Source organism: Flavobacterium erciyesense (assembly GCF_018069925.1).
Classification (GTDB): Bacteria; Bacteroidota; Bacteroidia; order Flavobacteriales; family Flavobacteriaceae; genus Flavobacterium; species Flavobacterium erciyesense.
In genome coordinates, this window is the sequence record NZ_JAGPXB010000009.1 from 45,369 (window position 1) to 66,873 (window position 21,505).

A 21,505-nucleotide genomic window follows, 5' to 3' on the forward strand; every position below is an offset into this window, starting at 1 on the left:
TTTTGTAAGTCATATTTTTTTATGTTATTTGCAAACCAATTTTAGAGAGGTGTCCGAGTGGTTGAAGGAGCTAGCCTGGAAAGCTAGTATATGGGTAACTGTATCGAGGGTTCGAATCCCTTCCTCTCTGCAAAAAAATAATGCTTTCCGCAAGGAGAGCATTTTTTGTTTTAAAGCGTGGCAAACTTTTTAGTTTGTCTAAGCTTTAAAACAAAAAAGGATCAGGCATGCCATGCCGAGCATTAATTTTATTGTGAGACACCCTTTCTGGGATCAACGGAGTTAATCTCTAGCTATGTTGTGGCAAACTTTTTAGTTTGTCTAAGCTATAAACCAAAAAAGGATCAGGCATGCAATGCCAAGCATTAATTTTTTTGTGAGACACCCTTTTCGGGATCGACGGATTTAATTCTTTCCGCTCTTCAGAAATAGAAATACTTCCTCAAATGGAGTTTTTTTATAATGTTAAACTTGCTACTACAGTATATTTGATTTCGATATTATAGGTGCCTGCTGGACATAAAGAGCTTGGTTTAATCCTAAATTGAATCGGTATATCTTTTCTACAGCCTATGAATTCCATAATTTTTACAGCTTGGGTAGCGTTGTTAGGGACTACAATGTAATTTCCGCCATTAGATGGCATTAAGTTTCTTTGACCTAAAGGTTTGATTAATAAAGTATCATAAATACTCACTGTTGGGAAACGTTGTCCGCTGTTTACAGTTGTTTTTGCTTCAATAGTTATGTTTGCTGGTGCATTAACTGAATTGATATAGACTTTATATCGATATACATTCTGTTCACAGAGAAGAGACGACGAGAGTAATAATATTGGATCTAGTACAAAACCAATTTTAGTGGCGTCAAAATTACTTTCGAATCCTACTGAAGCGTCATCAACACCTGCCTCTACCACAACTGCATTAACTGATTGCGTAAAACTCGGCATTCCTGTAACATTCAAAGTTCCTGCCAAAATTTGGGCTTGTGAATAGCTAAACGATAGCAAGAACGATACTGTTATGATAAATAAATTTTTCATTTTGGTTTTATTTAATTTCATAAATAATTTCAAATCCACTTGGTAATGATAGTCCACTTTGATTCTCTACAGTAATACGAAGATTGTAACCAGTGCCTAATCCATTTCCGGTGTAGCCGCTTGCAAAACTGTTAATCAAGATTTGTTCTGCAGAGCTTAAGGTAATTGGGCTGCTATTTTGATTAGGGATATATGACCCACCAATACTTGTTGCAGCAATGACTTGAATTTTTATCACAATCCCAGCAGGAACTATTTGGTTTGTGCGCACATAAATTTTAGCATTAGCAAAATTCACACCTCGATAGGTATAATTTAACCAAATGTTTTCATTTGTTGCAATTCCGCCAACACCAGTTGCGGGTAAACCTGCTTCTAAGGTAGTGCTGTTAAGACCAAAGCTAATAGTGTTGCTAGGGTCTGGCTCTGCATCAAGAATAGCAATGGGTTGAAGGCTCAAAGTCGCAAAGTTAGATTGTTGTCCACCTCCAAAAATGAAATTACTACTAATTGTAACATTCAATATTTCCTGAGCCCCGCAAACTGCGAAGCATAAGGTAAAAAGAGCCGCTAGTATATAGTCTGTATTTTTCATAATTACCCTCCTATTGTAAAGTTTTTACTTTTAAATTGTACTTTGCGTTCTTTGCCTTTTACAGGTACATTTATTGTAGTTTTTTCTCCTTCTTTTACAGTGATTTGAGTTTCTTTTTCAATTTCAAAAAACTCTTTTCCTTTGTAGCGCATAAGTTTTAATTTGTATGTTCCTGGAACGATATTTTGAAATTTGAAAACTCCTTGCGCATTCGACTCTACGTTGTACGTGAAGTTCTCATTTTCAATTCTTAAATATCCTTCTAGATTATTACCGTTGGGTCTTGACAATTCCGGAAAAACAAGAGTTCCTATTATTGATGATGCACGTACAATTGTTATGTTTAATTCTGCTTTTTTATCCTTTTCTATAGTAACCTGAAATGGCGTTTTTGTAGCGGGAATTATTCCAAATGGAAGGGTAGACTCATCCATTAAAATGTAATTCTTTCCAAGAGGTAAGTTGTTTAACTCAAAAACTCCTTTAGCATTGGTTACAATACTTTTTCCAGCAGCTATGATTTTTATTCCTTTTACATCTATGCTTTTATCATTTACTTGAATTAAGCCATTTACTCCACCTTGCTCTAAAATTCTTTTTATTGGAACTCCAAACGAATAGGTGTAGGTTCCAAAAGCTAATAGTTCCTTTCTATTGGTTACTCCGGGATTTTCAAAATAATTAGCACGGATTTCAAATAAATGATTTTTAGCTAGATTAATCATTAACATTGCATTTATGAAATCACGTCTTAAGTAGAAGTCTTCTGGGCTGAAACCACTATTGTATGTAGCATTGAATCTAAAGTTTCTGTTGAAATTATAGTCAATCCCAACATTGTAAGTATAGAAGTTTTCATTTGCATTAATCTCATTATATCGATTGCTATAATTGTGATTAAGACCGCTTCGAAGTGAAAAATGACTTGAAAACCGATAAGATGCATCTACAGTATGAGCATAAGTAGTTCTGTATTGCAGATCGTTACTTAATAAATTTTGTGTTTCGGCTATTCTTCCGGTAAAGCCAAAAGCAAATGCTTTACCAGTGAAAATATATCTGTAGTCGATTCCAGATTCATTATAAAAATAACTTTTGGGCTCAAGTTGATCCTCTCTTGTTCTCTTATCTACACGAATATCAAAATAGCTTTTAGGACTAAAACGGTATCCTATTCTTCCGTAATAGTTTTCAAAATAGGGTTCAGCAGCAAAAAACAACGGGTTTAAACGCTTATTTACTTTAGATACGGTTTGTCCGATAACAAAATCGAATTTTCTAAATTTATAGAATAAGCTATTGTTGTACTCAATACTATTTCTGATGATTCCAAAGTAATTTTTACCTGAAAATGTAAAGCTCCCACTATAAGTCAAACCGTTCATTTTTTGGACGAGGTTAAAGAAATGAGCCTGATCAACATGTTTGTTAGTAACGCTGAGTGAAGACTCTGCGTTGATAAACGTGTTTTTTGATCTTAGCTCAAAATTAGCAGTACCAATTTGACCTTTTTCGTCCAAGTTAGCTTCTATGTTTCTGTTGGCTCCCATAACAGTTCCTTTAGAGCTTTCTACTGCAAATCCTAATAGGGCGTTCTTATTAAAACGATAAACAGATTTAAAGCCAAATAGTGCTTCTGAATTAAAGCTGTACAATCTCGGTTTAGTAAAGAAAGCAGATAGTGTCCAATCATTTATATTTTGATCAACTCTAAATCCCATTCCAAAGCGGCTATCAAAACCTAAGCGATTGATATAATAGGCGTGATCTCCTAAATACACAGTCGTGTTATTATTGTATTTATAGATTAAACTATATTGATCTGTAATGCCGAAATTGATTAGATTTTTTTGTTGAGGTGCTCTAATGATTAAATTCAAGTAATTTTTTCTTTTCAAATCTAAAAACCCATCACCTAATAATTCCCCTGAAAGTGCTGAAAAATTCCTGTCTTGAAATGTATTACTAATATAGTTTACACTAAAGCGTACTGGATATCTAAAAAACGGATCTGCTTGTTTAAGTTTTGTAGGAAACACTTTTGTGCTGCCGTATGCTTTATATGACTTGCCAGAGGTTACACTCAGCGCATTTAAAGAGGTTGTGATCGTAGTGAAATCATAATACTTTGCATCAGTTTTTTGTGTTATTTCAACTGTTGCCGTCATATTTGGACCTAGTTTAATCAATTTCGCTCCTTTAATGGTGTTTGTTGAGGATATCGAGATTTCTTGTTCTACATTACCTCTATTTTTAATTTCATATTTGGCCTCTATTATTTCTCCCGCTTGTACTTTGCCAGAAGTGAACAAGTTGTACACCTCTAGGTCTAAGTTTGGTTCAATGTTAAAAACAACTTCTTTTGAGCCAATTTTACTTCCATTTAAATTTTTAACGATAAAAGTCGCAACAGTGTTTCCTGATGGATTGTCTACTGGTATATTGAAACTGATTAACACCATTTTCTTTTCATTAGCCTCCAAGACGCCAATATCACTTATTGAAATTAAGCTCCAATTGCGAGGTAATTCGGCTATAAGTTTTAAATTAGAGGTGCTGTTTTCGCCGTTTTCAATTTCGATAATTAACGTATGGCTTTTATTTGTTGGATAACTTTCTTTAAGGTTTACGACACGAATTTTAATTTGTTCTATTCCTGAAGCATTTTGTTTTTTTTCTTTTGTTTCTACAATTGTGGCAGTTGAAACTTTGATATTATCGGATGCGGATACACTTTTTTTATTGGTTTCAGAAGTTCCTTTAGCTAAATCTTCCTTTGAATTAGTAGTAGGAACAACTTTTTGTTTGTCTACGGTTTTAGTGCTATTAGTGTTTCCTATTTCTGGAACTATAGTGTTTTTAGTGTTTTGTTTTGTACTTGATTTATCATTCGCGATACTGTTGTTTTTTACAGTGTTTTGTTTTGATAAGCTTGATTTCAATCCGTTTGAAGTAGCAAGTTTTGCATTAACCGCTTTCGCTGGTGCTTTTATTGATGAACTTGTAGCAGTATTTTTTACGGTATTTAATGCTAATTTTTTATTGTTTTGTTGTGACTGTGCCTCTTTTACAGCTGCAACTCCACCAGCATTAGTGGTGGTTTTTGCTACTGCCACAAGAGGAGTTTCATTTGAATTAGAGTTTGCTTGAGTTTTATCTTTTGCGAAAGCACGTTGCATTGCTTGCATCTCATTTTTTGTAAACGATTTCACATCATTTTGTTTTTTGTTATCCGCAATAGGATTTTTAGTCCTGTTTGTTTCAGTAGCATTACTATTCGTTTTTGCTACTGCCACAGGAACAGTTTCATTTGAATCAGGGTTTGTTTGAGTTTTTTCTTTTGCGAAAGCACGTTGCATTACTTTTATTTCTTCTTTAGTAAACGATTTTAAATCATTTTGTTTTTTGTTATAAGCAATAGTATTTTTAGTCCTGTTTGTTTCAGTAGCATTAGTGTTCGTTTTTGCTATTCCCATCGAGGTTGTTTCATTAGTACCTGAGTTTGTTTGAGTTTTTTCTTTTGAAAAAGCACGTTGCATTACTTGCATCTCATTTTTTGTAAACGATTTTACATCATTTTGTTTTTTGTTATCCGCAATAGTATTTTTAGTCCTGTTTGTTTCGGTAGCATTAGTATTCGTTTTTGCTACTGCCACAGGAACAGTTTCATTTGAATCAGGGTTTGTTTGAGTTTTTTCTTTTGAGAAAGCACGTTGCATTTCTTGCATCTCATTTTTTGTAAACGATTTTACATCATTTTGTTTTTTGTTATCCGCAATAGTATTTTTAGTCCTGTTTGTTTCAGTAGCATTAGTGTTCGTTTTTGCTACTGCCACAGGAACAGTTTCAATTGAATCAGAGTTTGTTTGAGTTTTATCTTTTGAGAAAGTACGTTGCATTACTTGCATCTCATTTTTTGTAAACGATTTTACATTAGTTTGTTTTTTGTTAAGCGCTGTAGCATTTTTAGTTGTGTTTGTTTCAGTAGTAGTAGTGTTCGTTTTTGCCAATTCAATAGCTTCGTTATCATTATCATCAGCGCTCTCTTGAGTTTTGACTTTTGAGAAAGCACGTTGCATTGCTTTTATTTCTTCTTCAGTAAACTTTTTTACATCGTTTTGGTGAGAAGCAGCAGCATTAGGTTCTTTTTCTATGATTTTTGATGTTAGTTCTGCATTTGATCTTTCACTTGCTTGTTTCTTATAGTAATTTGATGAGTCATTATCCTCATTTTGAATTGGTGTAGTTGTAGGTGTTGAAGTAGTACTCACACTTACTGTATCCAAATCTTCAGACTGCACTCCCATCCCACATCCTATGTAGAGAGGTAGAAGTAGATAGATAAGTTTATATACAGTTTTCATAGTAGTAGATTATAATTAATGAAGTGTGACCCTAAACGTTAGTCTATAGCAAGACTAACGTTAGTTCCTATAAATTTTTCTCTCGAATCAGCGACCAAAAGACAGGTGTAATTTCCTTTAGGAAGTTCGGAAATGTTGATGGTGTAATCTTTGCAAAAGCCAGGGAATACTAAGCCTCTGATTGTTGTTTTTTGAAAGATGTTTTTTCCTTCTGAATCATAAATCTCTAAAGACAATTTTACGCCTTCGATAAATGAATTTTGATTAGCAATTTTAATTACTAAGTTTTTGCTATCTGTAGTTTTGTCAATGTCAACTTTTTGAAAATCTAAGCTTACTTCATCAAGGCTATTTACATTTGTTATTAAGGCAATAGCATATCTCATTTTTGTATTCAGACCTATGTTGTGCTCAAGTTTTTCTTTTTTAATAGGTTTTTCTATGTCAATCATTAACATGTTCCAGAAGGTGCCTCTTAATGCTTGGTCTTTTGGGATGTTGATTGTGAATCTGTAACTATATTGTTCTTTTGGATTCAGTACCTTGTCCATTAAACTTCCATCAAACCAGTTTAAAGACGATTTTAAGTGGGATTGTGTAGTTGAAAAAGTACGGTCTCCTGTGCAAGAAAAAATGGCTTCGTGTAAACTAAAGGAAACTGTTTGCTGTTCATCTGAACTATTGAGTAGAATAACTTCGCCCTGGATTTGAGTGCCCGAGATTCCAGAATATATATGTGTTAATCCGTTAGTTACAACAACGCTTGAGTAGGTCAAATTCACGAATAAAAATAATGCGATAATTAAGTATATTTTTTTCATTTTTACGTTTATTAGGGAAATAATTGGGATCAGGGTTTTTTACTATACAATAAAGTTACTATCTAAGTAGGGAAATTGATAGTGATTTTCGATGGCTAGCTCGTTACTGCAGTTAAATGGTGTTATTTAGTCTTTGAACTATTTTGATAATTCAGTACGGTATTGATGTGGTCTATTTTTGATTAACGATGTCATATAAATAAGATTGCTAAGTTGCTGCTAAACGTGTTTTTAGAATCAATCCTAAAAAAGAAAGGTTCTATACACTGTGTAAAGAACCTTTCTTGGTAGATGGTAAAAATAAATGTAGTGCATTAAATATCAGTCAAAGTATATTTAAGAGTTGCACTGTAATCTCCAGCACGGTACAATGCGAAGTTTCCGTTTTGTTCTAATGTGTAGGTTAGTCTTACACCTCTAGCCAAATCGCCAGTGTACACACTTTCAATGCTTGTTACTAATAGCGCATCTACACCAATTGCATTGGTTACTCCTAAACGTACTCCTGCAGCAGTTACTGTTCCAGCAGAATCGGTTGTACCTCCATTAGCAATAATTGAGGGAGCTACAGGTGTTATTCTTAAATCTAAGCTTGCTGGAAATGTACTACCAGCTTCTAACTGAACATTGATTTGACGGGTTAAGTCGTATCCGCTTCCATTTGCTGCTGTAGCTACAACACTAGTGTAATTCAAGTACAAATTGGTGTAACTCAGGGCTGAAAACGCATACAATCCTGCTTCACGGTTGACACCAGATTGTGTAGCATTCGCCATGTTGAATACAACGGTTGCAGCTTCTGTTCCGGTATTACTGTCATAAATGTCTATCAGTGCAATTTCTGGTACGCTGACATTTAAGAGGTGTGTAGCAGTGTTTACATCAGTGTTGTCTTGAGCATTTGCGTTGCTAGCAAATAGAGCGGCAACGGCTACGAATAGTAGGTTAACATTTTTCATATTTTGGGTTTTTAGATTATTAATATATTTCAAAACTACGACCTAAGATCGTTGCAGAGTTTGGTTTTTCGTTAGACTGCATTGAAGTATAGACCAATAAAAGCTTTTAAAAGTCTTTCTGTAAATGATGCTGCCTTGTTTTGCTGGTAAAAATTAATATTTCTTCTTACATCTGTGACTGCTAAGTCAGCATGTTTATAACCCAAAAAGGTTCTATACAGTGTGTAAAGAACCTTTCTTGGTAATGGCAAAATTAAATGTAGTGCATTAAATATCAGTCAAAGTATATTTGATAGTTGCACTGTAATCTCCAGCACGGTACAATGCGAAGTTTCCATTTTGTTCTAATGTGTATGTTAATCTTACACCTCTAGCCATATCTCCAGTGTACACACTTTCAATACTTGTTACTAATAGCGCATCAACACCAATTGCATTGGTCACTCCTAGAGCTACACCTGCAGCAGTTACTGTTCCAGCAGAATCGGTTGTACCCCCATTAGCAATAATTGAAGGAGCAACAGGTGTTATTCTTAAATCTAAACTCGCTGGAAATGTACTACCTGCTTCTAACTGAACATTGATCTGACGGGTTAAGTCGTATCCGCTTCCATTTGTTGCTGTAGCTACAACACTTGTGTAATTCAAGTACAAATTGGTGTAACTCAAGGCTGAAAACGCATACAAACCTGCTTCACGGTTAACACCAGATTGTGTAGCATTCGCCATGTTGAATACAACGGTTGCAGCTTCTGTTCCGGTATTATTGTCATAAATGTCTATCAGTGCAATTTCTGGTACGCTCACATTTAAGAGGTGTGTAGCAACGTTTACATCAGTGTTGTCTTGAGCATTTACTTGTGTTGCAAATAATCCAGCAACACTTAATAATAGTAGATTAAAATTTTTCATGGTAATAGGTTTTTTGGGTTTATTGGGTCAAAGTTAATTTGATGTTCCATAAAATATTTTGTTATTCGTTGAATAGCAGTTTGCTATAGTTGAGTTTGTTAAAAGTGGTGATGAGCTGGCTGCGTGATCAAGATTTTTATTTGCAAACAAATATCTAGCGATTGGTGAAGGATTCGGATTTTTATTTGTTTGCCATAAAAGACATTTTTAGGAATCTAGTGCTATCTTTGTTCTGCACTAGTTTTAAACGGAATTAATCCAACCTGTTATTCTATTTTCACTTCAAATTAATTACAATATGCGTTTCACTATCCTTGGTTTTTTGCTTTTGTCGTTTTGTAAACTGTATTCGCAGGCTGATGTCGTGGCAGCAGATAGTCTCGTTGTTAAAGTAGATTCTTTATACCGTGAGGATCAATTTTATTTTAGCTTGACTTATAATACGCTTTCTAAAAAACCAAATGGGGTGAGTCAAAGTAAATTTTCATCTGGAATTTCTTTTGGTTTTTTGCGTGATATGCCCATTTCAAAAAAAAGACAAATAGCTGTTGCGACAGGTTTGGGTTTTACTTATAACAATTACAATCAAAATTTAGCCATATCAGGCAGTGCACAAAATCCATCTTATGAAGTTATTGGTGCAAACACAGCTTTTGATAAAAATAAAATTTCGACTTTAACCATTGATGTGCCTTTAGAGTTCAGATGGCGTACTTCAACGTACGAAAGTCATAAGTTTTGGCGCATTTACAGCGGATTAAAATTTAGTTATTTACTGCTGGATAACGCTATTTTTAATGGAGCTACGGGTGATACTAAAATTTCTGGTAATAAAGATTTTAACAAACTACAGTACGGAGCGTACTTAAGCGCCGGTTACAATACGATCAACTTGTACGTTTATTATGGTTTGAATCCTTTGTTGGAGGCGCAAACCACAACAGCAGAATCTTTTGCATTACAGGCTCTCAATTTTGGAGTCATTTTTTATATTTTATAGCCATAAGTTCAATAGTAGTAGCTGCGGAATTGACCCTATAAAAAATCCAATCACCAATTCTTTATATGTATGCGCATTCATTTCTAAGCGAGAGGAGGCTACCAAGCCATTCGTGACAATAAGTAATGCAATCAAAAAAGTGTATGGTATTTGAAAATGCATGCTGCATCCGATTATAAAAACGGTCAATGAACTAATTCCTATCAGATGTAAACTAGCTTTTACTCGTATAAAAAGTAAAAGTAATGCGATTAAACTACTCAAAAGACCACCCAATAAAAAAAAGTGAAACTCAGGATATTCAACAATGGTAATGTTTTTTTTGATTAACAACAGCAGTAAAAAACAATGTAATACGAGTGGAATTTTTCGTTCTCCGATGTTTTTTGCCATTATAGATTTTATCTGCCCGCTGGCTCGCAGCAAAAAGTAGGCAACTATGGGTAGTAATACCGTAGTTACAAGGACTTGTCCAAAAACAAATAGTTTTTGAGTTGTAGAAAAATCAAGATCAGTCCCGAAGAAATAGAACAACGCAGCCATTGCCGGTATAAATATCGGGTGAAAAAGATAGGAAAATAGCGGAAGTATTTTTTTTAAAGTCATTTTGGTCAAAAAACAAATATAACGAAAGTCAAATGATTGGCAGTCCAACTCGAATCAGTTTAACAATTGGTAAACTATTTTTTTTAAAGGTACTGATTCATTTAATCCTAAAAAGAATGGTATTTTTGACTATATTTTGATTGGCTTTTTCGCCTTTTAACTTAGATTTTTATAATCCTTGCTACTCATGAATTCAAATTCGTTACCGATCGCTTTTCAAATAACCAAAAAAGGTATTGTAACCGCTGATGGCTTGCTGTTAGATCATATTTCAATCGATAGTAGATCACTTCAAAATGGTAAGCAAACACTGTTTTTTGCATTGACAGGAAGTAATAATGATGCGCATCAATACATACCTGATTTGATCCAACAAGGGGTACAGCATTTTGTGGTTCAGCATATCTCGCCTGAGTATAAAAATTCAGCTCACTTTTATGTCGTGCAGGACACGCGAAAGGCTTTGCAAGAAGTGGCAGCGCAGTATCGTGCACTTTTTCATTTTCCTGTAATTGGTATCACGGGAAGCAACGGAAAAACAATCGTAAAAGAATGGCTGAATTTTTTATTGAGCCCTGATTTTAATGTTATTCGAAGCCCAAAGAGTTATAACTCGCAAATTGGAGTGCCATTATCGGTATTAGGAATTAACGAAAAACACAATCTAGGAATTTTTGAAGCCGGAATTTCTACCATAAATGAAATGCAACAATTGCAGCAAATTGTGCAACCTACGATTGGCGTTCTCACGAATATTGGCTCGGCTCATGACGAAGGATTTACAAGTCGTGAACAAAAAATTATCGAAAAACTACAACTTTTTAAAAATGCTGAGGTACTTATTTACAACAAAAACTCAGTTGTTGATTTGTATCTTCCAAAAAATATAAAAGCACTTTCATGGAGTTTTGAAGATGCTGCTGCAAATGTGTTTTTGTCAAAAAAAACAATGCAAGCGGGAACACAACTTAGCGTGAGTCAGGGAGTAATTCAGTTTGAAGTGGATATCCCTTTTCAAGATGAGGCTTCCATCGAAAATGCAGTTTCAGCCTTGATGGTTTTATTGCATTTAAATTATGATGCAGCAACTATACGACAACGAATGGCCTTGCTGTACCCGGTTGAAATGCGTTTGAAAGTTAAAAACGGTATCAACAATTGCAGCTTAATTGACGATAGTTACAGTTCTGATTACCAATCGTTGAAAATTGCGTTGGATTTTTTAGAAAGTCAAAAGCAATACCAAAAGAAAACCATCATTTTATCAGATATTTTCCAGAGCGGATTGTCGCAAGAGGAGCTGTATGAAAAAGTGGCCAAGTTAATTGTGGCGCATAAAATAGATCGTGTAATTGGTATTGGAACAACTATTTCAGCGTTTCAAAATCAGTTTAGTCAAGCCACTGTTTATCCCGATACATCTTCGTTTATTGCCGATTTTGAGCAGCTTGATTTTTCGAACGAAACTATTTTGATAAAAGGAGCGCGCTCTTTTGCCTTTGAAGAAATTGTGCATTTGCTCGAGGAGAAAACCCATGAAACCGTACTCGAAATTAATCTAAATGCCATAACACACAATTTGAATTTTTTTAAATCAAAGTTACAAGCTGATGTTAAAGTAATGGTGATGGTCAAAGCTTTTGGCTACGGAAACGGAGGTCTTGAAATTGCCAAATTATTAGAATTCAATAAGGTGAATTACCTTGGTGTAGCTTTTGCCGATGAGGGAATAGCGCTTAAAAATGGCGGAATTAAAGTGCCAATTATGGTCTTAAATCCAGAGAGTACTAGCTTTTCAGCGATTATTCAGCATGGTATTGAGCCTGAGATTTATTCTTTAAAAGGGCTACAGGCATTTTTAAAATTAGCCAAACAAAAAGACTTAAGTCATTTTCCAATTCACATCAAGATCGATACTGGAATGCACCGCTTGGGTTTTGAGAAAGACACAATACCTGATTTAATAGCTGCTTTGCGCGATAACGAACACGTGACCGTAAAAAGTATTTTATCCCATTTAGCCACAAGCGATGATCCAAAACACTTTGATTTTGTAAACCAACAAATTGCCCTTTTTGACGAATTGTCAACTCAAATTTGCAATGAATTAAATATAAAACCATTACGTCATATTTTGAATACCTCCGGAATTAGTAATTTTCCAAATGCGCAGTTTGATATGGTACGCCTAGGAATAGGTTTGTATGGTGTTTCAAATGATCCTGAAGAACAAAAACAATTAGAAAACGTAGGAACATTAAAATCGATTATTTCACAAATCAGAACCATTTCAGCAGGTGAGAGCGTAGGTTATGGCAGACGATTTATGGCTGCGTTACCTACAAAAATTGCCACCATTCCGATAGGATATGCCGACGGAATCTCCAGAGCGTGGGGAAATGAAGTAGGCCATGTTTTGATTAAAAATAAAAAAGCACCTATTGTAGGCAGTGTTTGTATGGATATGCTAATGGTAAACGTAACCGATATTGACTGTTCAGAAGGCGATGTGGCTGTTATTTTTGGTGAAAATTTATCGGTGACTTACATCGCTAATCGTTTAAATACTATAGCATACGAGGTATTAACCGCCATTTCGCAACGAGTAAAAAGAGTGTTTTATCGTATTTAGTTATTTTTTTGTTAAATTTTTCTAGGTTAATGTTAAAATTTTAACTAAGTTCGTTTTTCAAATAAACTTAACTTAAAAACATTTTCTATGGGATTTTTTAGTGATTTCAAAGCATCTTTAATGAAAGGTGACGTACTTAGCCTTGCCACAGCAGTAGTAATGGGCGGTGCATTTGGTAAAATTGTAGGATCAGCGGTTGATGATGTAATCATGCCAATTGTAGGTTTACTTACTGGTGGTATCGATTTTACACAGAAATTTGTGACTCTTGATGGTAACTCTTATGCTGATTTGGCTGCGGCTAAAACAGCGGGTGCAGCAGTGATCACTTACGGTAACTTGGTACAAGCAATTATCAATTTTGTGATTATTGCGTTCTTTATTTTTGTAGTTTTAAGAGCTGCTGAAAAAGCAAAGAAAAAAGAAGTTGCAGCTCCTGCAGCTCCAGCTGGACCAACGCAAGAAGAATTATTAACGCAAATTAGAGACTTGTTAAAAAAATAATTTCCGCTACATTATATATTCTAACTAAACCGCCACGTAATTGTGGCGGTTTTTCTTTGCGATATATTGATCAGTAAAACCAACTAAATTTTTCTCTAGTCATATGTACCAAAAAGTCAATAGTTTTTCTTTTTATGGCGTTTCCCGCCGCGGCGGGTCGGGCTTTTCGTTGCAATCTTTTTTCGGCTAAAAAGCCTCAAAAAGGATTTCCACTTCAATCCCTAACGCAACGCGCAGTCAAAAAGTTGAATCGAATAAAAAAACAATGATTTTCTCCGCCACAGATTTCACTGATTAGCACAGATTAATTCGTTTAGTAATTTTAGAAATCTTCTCAATCCTCCTAATCTGTGGCAAAACTCTTTTTAATAATTTAGGTAAATGTCTACCGGCTCAAATAAAAGCAAAAAATTTAATGTCAAATTTTCTCCGCCACAGATTTCACGGATTAACACAGAATAGTTCGTTGTGAAATTTGAGAAATCTGTGGCAAAATTCGATGGATTTCGATCATATATCTTTGGCGTTATTTAAATTCCTTTATTTACTTAATTTTCTTAATGGTTCAAGAAATTCAAAAGACCTGTTGATTAGCCGTTTCATTGGTATAGAGTGTTTTTTTTCAATAACTTTAGTTTTGTTGATTGACAAATAGTGATTAATCCAGAAATGTTATAAATCAAACATTTTGTTATTTTTTGTGAATGCAATTGTGGTACAGTCAATAATGTTTACTTTTGTCCTTTAAATGTAATACTCAATCAAAAATATACTATGAAAATAGCAGTTGTTGGTGCCACCGGAATGGTAGGTGAAGTGATGTTAAAAGTGCTTGCAGAGCGCAATTTTATTGGAGCAACAGACGAATTAATTCTTGTGGCTTCTGAACGTTCTGTAGGGAAAGAAATTGCTTTTAACGGAAAAAATTATACAGTAGTTGGTTTGCAAACTGCAGTAGATTTAAAAGCGGATATTGCTTTGTTTTCGGCTGGAGGAGAAACTTCTTTAGAGTGGGCTCCAAAATTTGCAGCAGCAGGAACTACCGTAATTGATAACTCTTCTGCTTGGAGAATGGATCCAACTAAAAAACTGATTGTACCTGAAATCAACGCTGACCAACTTACGGCTGATGACAAAATCATCGCCAATCCAAATTGCTCTACTATTCAAATGGTGTTGGTGTTAGCGCCATTACACCGTAAATACAATATCAAACGTGTAATTGTTTCTACTTACCAATCGATCACCGGAACAGGAGTAAAAGCGGTGCAACAATTAGAGAACGAGTACGCAGGAGTGCAAGGCGATATGGCTTATAAATATCCAATTCATAGAAATGCTATCCCACAATGCGACTCTTTCGAAGAGAACGGATACACTAAAGAAGAAATGAAATTGGTGCGCGAAACCAAAAAGATTTTAAGTGATAATACGATTGCTGTAACAGCTACTGCAGTACGTGTTCCTGTTGTAGGCGGTCACAGTGAGGCGGTAAATGTAGAGTTTTCAAATGATTTTGATTTGAGCGAAGTACGTTCTATTTTACACCAAACCGATGGTGTAGTACTTCAAGATAATATCGATGCATTTACTTATCCAATGCCGTTGTATGCTGAAGGTAAAGATGCTGTTTTTGTGGGTAGAATTCGTCGTGACGAAAGCCAAGAAAACACTTTAAATATGTGGATCGTTGCGGACAACTTGCGTAAAGGTGCTGCGACAAATACCATTCAAATTGCTGAATATTTAGTTGCCAATAAATTAGTATAAAACACAATTTGATCACATTTGATTAGCAAAATTGTTAAATGTGTCTCTTTTTATTGCGATTTTAGAATCCATTTGTTAAAGCAAAGTTTATATTTTGTGAAAACAAATGGATTTCTGTTTTAGGATTGTTATATTTGCCCACCATGAAAAACAAGTTTTCTATAGTAAGTCTCGTGCTCACCGTGACAGTATTGTGCTCAATGCTGTTTCAATCTGTGCACAAATACGAGCATATAGCTACACAACTTGCGGAGATTCATTGTACACATGAAAAAAAATCAGCTACTGAAATCACACACCAACATAATGGTTATGATTTTTGTGGTATTTGCGATTTTAAAGTAAGTTGTTTTACTTTTTTATTTCCATCTAAAATTTCAATTGAAAACTTTGATTTAGTAACACAAAAAACTGCGGTTACTTCTTCTAACATAAACAGTTTCTATAAAGGAAGCCTTTTTGCGCTTCGAGCACCACCTTTGTCTTAGAACGAATATTTATTATCATACATTTTCGAATTTAGAAAATGTATCAATCGTTTCTATATCTTGAACAAAGAACATGCACAAAAAAAGCTATCTTTTTTTCTGTATCAGTCTTTTTTGCACTATCTCATTTGCACAAAGCACTGTACGCGGAAAAATAACCTCTCAGGCCGGAACTCCGCTTGTGGGAAGTCACATTCATATTGGTAAAAAAACAGTTTCAGCTGATGCTGAGGGGAATTATTTGCTTAAAAAACTCCCTTCAGGAAACCAAAAAATACACGTTTCGTACATTGGTTTTCAGTCGGTAGATACTTTGGTAAACCTATCAGGCGATATTGTTTTTGATTTTGTTTTAAAAGAAAAAGCAGATAAGCTTCAAGAAGTGGTCGTGCGTCAAAAAAACAATACGCTCAACAAATCTTTGCTGGAACAAAAAATCAAAACAGAAACTATTGAAAGATTCAGTAATCAAACCTTGGGCGAAGTGCTTAGGGAGGTGAATGGTGTTTCTAGTTTAAAAACAGGTAGCACCGTGGTAAAACCAATTATCAACGGATTGTTTGGGAGCAGAGTGCCGATAATCAACAACAATGTGCGACTCGAAGACCAGCAATGGGGAACGGAACACGCTCCTAATTTTGATTTGAATGCCGCAGGAAAAATAACGGTAATCAAAGGTGCATCCGGATTGCAATACGGCGGAGATGCCGTTGGTGGTTTGGTTGTCATCGAGCCGCTAACCGTAAAAAAAGACACACTATTTGGAAAAACTATTTTAAATATGGTTTCCAACGGTCGCGGTGGTTCGATTAGTTCGAGTTTGCACAAAGGCAATGACAAAGGATGGAGTTGGAATGCGTTAGGTACATTTAAGTATATGGGCGATCGCGAAACACCAACCTATGTACTTTCAAATACCGGAAATCGCGAGGCCAATTTTTCAGGCGATGTGAAGTTCACTGCCAAAAAATACGACATTGGTGCGTATTACAGCTATTACAACACTACTATCGGAATTTTGAGTGCGTCGCATATTGGTAATGTTAATGATTTGTACAATTCGATAACCAATAAAAGGCCATCAGTTGTTAATGATTTTACTTATGCCATGCGAAACCCAAAGCAAGAGGTGCAACATCATTTAGCTAAGGTGAATTTTAATTACTTTCTAGACGAAACGGCATCAATCGCGGCACAATATTCTTTTCAATTCAACAAAAGATTGGAATTTGATGTTCGCAGAGGCGATTTCAATTCGCGCGCTGCTTTAGATTTGGAGTTGGCCACACACGCTATGCAAGTTGATTATAAAAAAACACTTCATGATTGGACCTTCAAATCAGGTGTGAGTAGTTCTTTTCAAAGTAATTTTGCCAATCCAGCAACGGGTATAAAACCTTTGATACCAACCTTCGATCGTTTTGAATTGGCTACGTACGGCATTTTTAATTATGATTTTTCAGATCATTTTTCGGTAGATGCCGGAGTGCGTTATGATTTTTCGCAAACTAATGCTACCAAGTTTTATTTGAAATCAAGATGGGAGGAGCGTGGTTACGATCCTGAATTTTCAAACTTTATTGTAGGCGAACAAGGTAATCAGTGGCTTACAAAACCATCGTTTAACTTTGATAACGTGTCGGCAAGTTTGGGCTTTCACCGCGAGTTTGAAAACGATTTGCACTGGTATGGCAATGCCAGTTTAGCAGCTAGGAATCCGAATCCGTCTGAGTTTTTCAGTGATGGATTACATCATTCTACAGGAGTTATTGAGTTGGGAGATTTGGCTTTAGACCAAGAGCAAGCCGTTAAATTATCGACCACATTCCAAAAAAAATGGAGTCATTTTTCGGTAGAATTCAATCCGTACTTGAACAGTATTCGCAACTTTATGTTTTTACGACCAGTAGGTTTTGAAACTACGATTCGCGGTGCTTTCCCAGTGTATGATTACCAGCAAACACAAGCCAGATTGGTTGGGGTTGACTTGCAAACACAATGGAAAATTAACGAAGAATGGCAACACGGACTAATGGTTTCTTATGTAAACGGTAGGGATGTTAGCAATCGCACGGCTCTTATTGATATGCCTCCATTGGGTTTGAGCAATAAAATTCAGTTCACAAAAGCGGCTTGGCATGATTTGAAACTCGAATTAAAAAGTGAGTTGATGTTGCGTCAAAAGCAATTTCCAAACTATAATTTCACCACCAACATCATCGAAAATAATGAGTTGGTTCCCGTTGTGGTAGATATTAGTACGCCGCCTGCAGGTTACCATTTGTTGCATTTTTATTCTGAAATGACATTCAAAACATTTGGCAAAACGAGCACTACTTTAGCATTTTCTGTTCAAAATATAGCAAACAATTCGTATCGTGATTACCTCAATAGGCAGCGGCTTTTTGCTGACGAAATGGGTAGAAACATACAACTACAAATCAAATTTAATTATTAAAAGTAAACACACAAAAAATGAAAAATTTTAAAATTTTAGCCTTTGCATTAATCACATTAGTTAGCTTTTCATCTTGTAATAACGACGATCCAATTGCGGTTAACGAAGAAGAATTGATTACTACGGTAACAACTACTTTAACTTCAGGAAACCAAACAATTACATTAACGTCAAAAGATCTTGATGGTGATGGTCCTAATATGCCTGTGATTACTGTTTCAGGTGAACTAGCATTAAATACTACTTATACAGGAGCAGTTAGTTTTTTAAATGAATCAGTAACTCCTGCTGATAATATTACAGCAGAAATTTTAGAAGAAGGAGTTGAGCACCAGTTATTTTTTCAGGCACCAGCGGCAGTAGGTGCTTTTACTTATGCAGATGCAGATGCTAATGGAAAGCCAATTGGTTTAAAATTTACTTTAAAAACAGGAGCGACTGCTACAACAGGCTCAATCACGGTAACTTTAAGACATGAACCAGTAAAAACAGCTGATGGTGTTGCTACAGGTTCAATTACGAATGCTGGTGGAGCAACTGATGCGTTGATTACATATCCAGTAACGCTAAGATAAGTCATAAACGATTATTTTATTAAAAACAAAACGCTATCCTATTGGTAGCGTTTTTTTGTTTTATTTAAGAACTATTCGCAAGGCTTAGACAAACTTATTGCTATTTTTGTAACAACCTTAAAATTTAACTAATGAAAAAAACTTTTTTAATAATGGCTATATCATCAGCGGTAGCATCTTTTGGGCAAAATAATACACCTAAAAAAGTGCAGTATCCAAAGACTAGCAAAGGCGAAACAGTAGATGTATATTTTGATACTAAATTGGCCGATCCGTACCGTTGGTTAGAGGATGACAAATCAGCTGAAACGGGAGCTTGGGTAAAAGCCCAAAACGAGGTAACTTATGATTATTTGGGGCAAATTCCATTTCGTAACGTGATTAAAGCACGTATGGAAAAACTTTGGAACTATGAAAAAATAGGAGCTCCGTTCAAAGAAGGTGCCTATACTTATTACTATAAAAATAACGGATTGCAAAATCAATCGGTTTTGTATCGTAAAGATTCTCAAGGAAAGGAATCGGTTTTTTTAGATCCAAATACTTTTTCTAAAGATGGTACAAGTTCTTTAGGAGGATTAAATTTTTCTAAAGATGGGTCTAAAGTAGCCTATGCCATTTCAGAAGGTGGAAGTGATTGGCGTAAAGTTGTAGTGATGGACGCTGAGACGCAAAAAATTATTGGCGATACCATTGTCGATGTAAAGTTTAGTGGTGTTTCTTGGTTAGGAAACGAAGGGTTTTACTATTCTAGTTATGACAAACCAACTGGAAGCGAGTTATCTGCCAAAACAGACCAACACAAATTGTATTTCCATAAATTAGGTACTGCCCAAAAAAGCGATCAAGTGATTTTTGGTGCCGATAAAAAACGCCGTTATGTGGGCGGGTATGTTACTGAGGACGATCGTTATTTGGTAATAACTGCAGCCAATTCGACCTACGGAAATGAATTGTATATCAAGGATTTAAGCAGTCCTAAAAGTGCTATTGTAACTATCGTTGATAATTTTAAAACAGATAACAATATCATCGAGAATGAAGGTTCGAAGTTGTTTATTGAAACCGATTTAAATGCGCCAAACAAGCGTATCGTAACTGTTGATGTAAGCAATCCAACTCCTGCAAATTGGAAAAACTTTATTGCTGAAACTGAAAACGTATTGTCTCCGTCAACTGGCGGTGGTTACTTTTTTGCTAATTATATGCAAGACGCAGTTTCTGTAGTAAAACAATACGATTATACTGGTAAGCTTGTTCGTCAAATAGAATTGCCAGGCGTAGGAACAGCAGGTGGTTTTGGAGGTAAAAAATCAGAACAAAAACTGTATTATTCTTTCACCAATTACATCACACCAGGTTCAACTTTTTCGTATGATGTAGCAACAGGAGTATCGCAAGTTTACGAAAAACCAAAAGTAGATTTCAACAGTGATTTGTACGAGTCTAAACAAGTGTTTTATACTTCAAAAGACGGCACAAAAATCCCAATGATTATAACGCATAAAAAAGGTTTAAAGCTAGACGGAACCAATCCAACCATGTTGTACGGTTATGGTGGTTTTAATGTGAGCTTGACGCCAAGTTTTAGTATTGCAAATGCAGTTTGGATGGAAAACGGCGGTGTTTACGCAGTACCTAATTTACGAGGTGGTGGCGAATACGGTAAAAAATGGCACGATGCAGGAACCAAAATGCAAAAACAAAATGTATTTGACGATTTTATCGCAGCAGCCGAATATTTAATTGCTCAAAAGTATACTTCTCCGAATTATTTAGCTATTCGCGGAGGATCAAACGGAGGATTATTAGTAGGTGCTACCATGACACAGCGTCCAGAGTTGATGAAAGTAGCTTTGCCAGCCGTTGGTGTAATGGATATGCTACGTTACCATACTTTTACAGCAGGTGCAGGTTGGGCGTATGATTACGGTACATCGCAAGACAGTAAAGAAATGTTCAATTATATCAAAGGATATTCTCCTGTTCACAACGTAAAAAAAGGTATTCAGTATCCTGCAACTATGGTAACAACTGGTGATCATGATGATCGCGTAGTGCCTGCTCATAGTTTTAAATTTGCAGCTGAATTACAAGAGAAACAAACCGGTATTAACCCAACTTTAATCCGAATTGACATTAATGCAGGACATGGAGCTGGAAAATCAGTGGCAGCTACCATTCAAGAAAATGTAGACATACAAGCGTTTACTTTGTTTAATATGGGAGTTGTTTTATTGCCAGAGTTAGATTAGTAATCTTTTGATTTGGTGTACTAGTCGTTAAATAATTAAAACGCTATTCGAAAGAATAGCGTTTTTTTTATTTCAAAAAAATTAAGATAAAACCAAATATGGCGCTTATTTTCGGTGGTTTTATTTTCATAATGTTTTATTAATGCACTCGTATTTATGAAAGGGCTTTCGTAAATTTGAGAAACAACCTTAAAATTTAAAACATCATGACAGTACAAATCAACACAGACAATAATGTAGAAGGACATGCACGCCTAAAATTGTATATTCAGGATGAGGTAGCTACAGCTTTGGCCCGTTTTGAGGATAAAGTAACCCGTCTAGAAGTCCATCTTGGAGACGAAAACAGCGATAAATCAGGAGTTAACGATAAAAGATGCCTCATTGAAGCCCGACCTACTAACAGTCAGCCACTAGCGGTAACACATCATGCAGAAACTACTGAAAAAGCATTTCACGGGGCTTTAGATAAAATAAAAAAAGTACTGGGAACTACTTTTGATAAAATGAAAACACACTAA

At 35.4% G+C, this 21,505-nt stretch carries 16 protein-coding genes and 1 tRNA gene; 10 read left to right on the forward strand and 7 right to left on the reverse strand.

Going from position 1 to position 21,505, the window contains the following annotated elements:
- Window positions 1-43 precede the first annotated feature (43 nt).
- Window positions 44-130, forward strand: a tRNA-Ser gene (locus tag KBJ98_RS10350).
- A 327-nt stretch (window positions 131-457) separates the two neighbouring features.
- Here KBJ98_RS10350 and KBJ98_RS10355 read toward each other — a convergent pair.
- The 6 genes from KBJ98_RS10355 to KBJ98_RS10380 form a co-directional block, all read right to left on the reverse strand.
- Window positions 458-1,045: a hypothetical protein gene (locus tag KBJ98_RS10355; protein ID WP_210790419.1), complete on the reverse strand. Its 588-nt coding sequence runs from the start codon at window positions 1,043-1,045 to the stop codon at window positions 458-460.
- Window positions 1,046-1,052: 7 nt separating this feature from the next.
- Window positions 1,053-1,640, reverse strand: a complete 588-nt coding sequence (locus KBJ98_RS10360; protein ID WP_210790422.1) for a hypothetical protein — start codon at window positions 1,638-1,640, stop codon at window positions 1,053-1,055.
- A gap of 2 nt (window positions 1,641-1,642) precedes the next feature.
- A complete protein-coding gene (locus tag KBJ98_RS10365) occupies window positions 1,643-6,004 on the reverse strand; it encodes a hypothetical protein (RefSeq protein ID WP_210790425.1) in 4,362 nt (1,453 codons plus the stop codon).
- Between the two features lie 38 nt (window positions 6,005-6,042).
- Window positions 6,043-6,825 carry a hypothetical protein gene (locus KBJ98_RS10370; RefSeq protein ID WP_210790427.1) on the reverse strand — a complete coding sequence of 261 codons (783 nt, stop codon included), beginning with the start codon at window positions 6,823-6,825 and terminating at the stop codon, window positions 6,043-6,045.
- A 314-nt stretch (window positions 6,826-7,139) separates the two neighbouring features.
- Window positions 7,140-7,784 carry a hypothetical protein gene (locus tag KBJ98_RS10375; protein ID WP_210790430.1) on the reverse strand — a complete coding sequence of 215 codons (645 nt, stop codon included), beginning with the start codon at window positions 7,782-7,784 and terminating at the stop codon, window positions 7,140-7,142.
- 267 nt (window positions 7,785-8,051) lie between these two features.
- Complete coding sequence (locus KBJ98_RS10380; protein ID WP_210790432.1) at window positions 8,052-8,696, reverse strand: hypothetical protein; 645 nt, start codon at window positions 8,694-8,696, stop codon at window positions 8,052-8,054.
- A 298-nt stretch (window positions 8,697-8,994) separates the two neighbouring features.
- Here KBJ98_RS10380 and KBJ98_RS10385 point away from each other — a divergent pair, with 298 nt between their 5' ends.
- On the forward strand, window positions 8,995-9,696 hold the full coding sequence (locus KBJ98_RS10385) for a porin family protein (RefSeq protein WP_210790435.1): 702 nt from the start codon (window positions 8,995-8,997) through the stop codon (window positions 9,694-9,696).
- Here KBJ98_RS10385 and KBJ98_RS10390 read toward each other — a convergent pair.
- Window positions 9,691-10,089: a hypothetical protein gene (locus KBJ98_RS10390; RefSeq protein WP_225899109.1), complete on the reverse strand. Its 399-nt coding sequence runs from the start codon at window positions 10,087-10,089 to the stop codon at window positions 9,691-9,693. The genes KBJ98_RS10385 and KBJ98_RS10390 overlap by 6 nt on opposite strands.
- A gap of 400 nt (window positions 10,090-10,489) precedes the next feature.
- On the opposite strand from KBJ98_RS10390, the gene KBJ98_RS10395 reads away from it, so the two are divergent.
- From KBJ98_RS10395 to KBJ98_RS10430, 8 genes are all read left to right on the forward strand, one after another.
- Window positions 10,490-12,934 (forward strand): bifunctional UDP-N-acetylmuramoyl-tripeptide:D-alanyl-D-alanine ligase/alanine racemase, encoded by a 2,445-nt coding sequence (locus KBJ98_RS10395; protein ID WP_210790442.1) that lies wholly within the window; start codon window positions 10,490-10,492, stop codon window positions 12,932-12,934.
- Between the two features lie 87 nt (window positions 12,935-13,021).
- A complete protein-coding gene (gene mscL / locus KBJ98_RS10400; protein WP_210790444.1) occupies window positions 13,022-13,438 on the forward strand; it encodes a large conductance mechanosensitive channel protein MscL in 417 nt (138 codons plus the stop codon).
- A gap of 774 nt (window positions 13,439-14,212) precedes the next feature.
- Window positions 14,213-15,208 carry an aspartate-semialdehyde dehydrogenase gene (locus KBJ98_RS10405; RefSeq protein WP_210790445.1) on the forward strand — a complete coding sequence of 332 codons (996 nt, stop codon included), beginning with the start codon at window positions 14,213-14,215 and terminating at the stop codon, window positions 15,206-15,208.
- A 143-nt stretch (window positions 15,209-15,351) separates the two neighbouring features.
- Window positions 15,352-15,696, forward strand: coding sequence for a hypothetical protein (locus KBJ98_RS10410; protein WP_210790446.1), 345 nt, complete (start codon window positions 15,352-15,354; stop codon window positions 15,694-15,696).
- Between the two features lie 73 nt (window positions 15,697-15,769).
- Window positions 15,770-18,154 carry a TonB-dependent receptor gene (locus KBJ98_RS10415; RefSeq protein ID WP_210790447.1) on the forward strand — a complete coding sequence of 795 codons (2,385 nt, stop codon included), beginning with the start codon at window positions 15,770-15,772 and terminating at the stop codon, window positions 18,152-18,154.
- Window positions 18,155-18,171: 17 nt separating this feature from the next.
- A complete protein-coding gene (locus KBJ98_RS10420) occupies window positions 18,172-18,729 on the forward strand; it encodes a type 1 periplasmic binding fold superfamily protein (protein WP_210790448.1) in 558 nt (185 codons plus the stop codon).
- A gap of 152 nt (window positions 18,730-18,881) precedes the next feature.
- Entirely contained in the window at window positions 18,882-20,984 is a 2,103-nt protein-coding gene (locus KBJ98_RS10425) for a prolyl oligopeptidase family serine peptidase (protein WP_225899113.1), read from the forward strand.
- 206 nt (window positions 20,985-21,190) lie between these two features.
- A complete protein-coding gene (locus tag KBJ98_RS10430; RefSeq protein WP_210790450.1) occupies window positions 21,191-21,505 on the forward strand; it encodes an HPF/RaiA family ribosome-associated protein in 315 nt (104 codons plus the stop codon).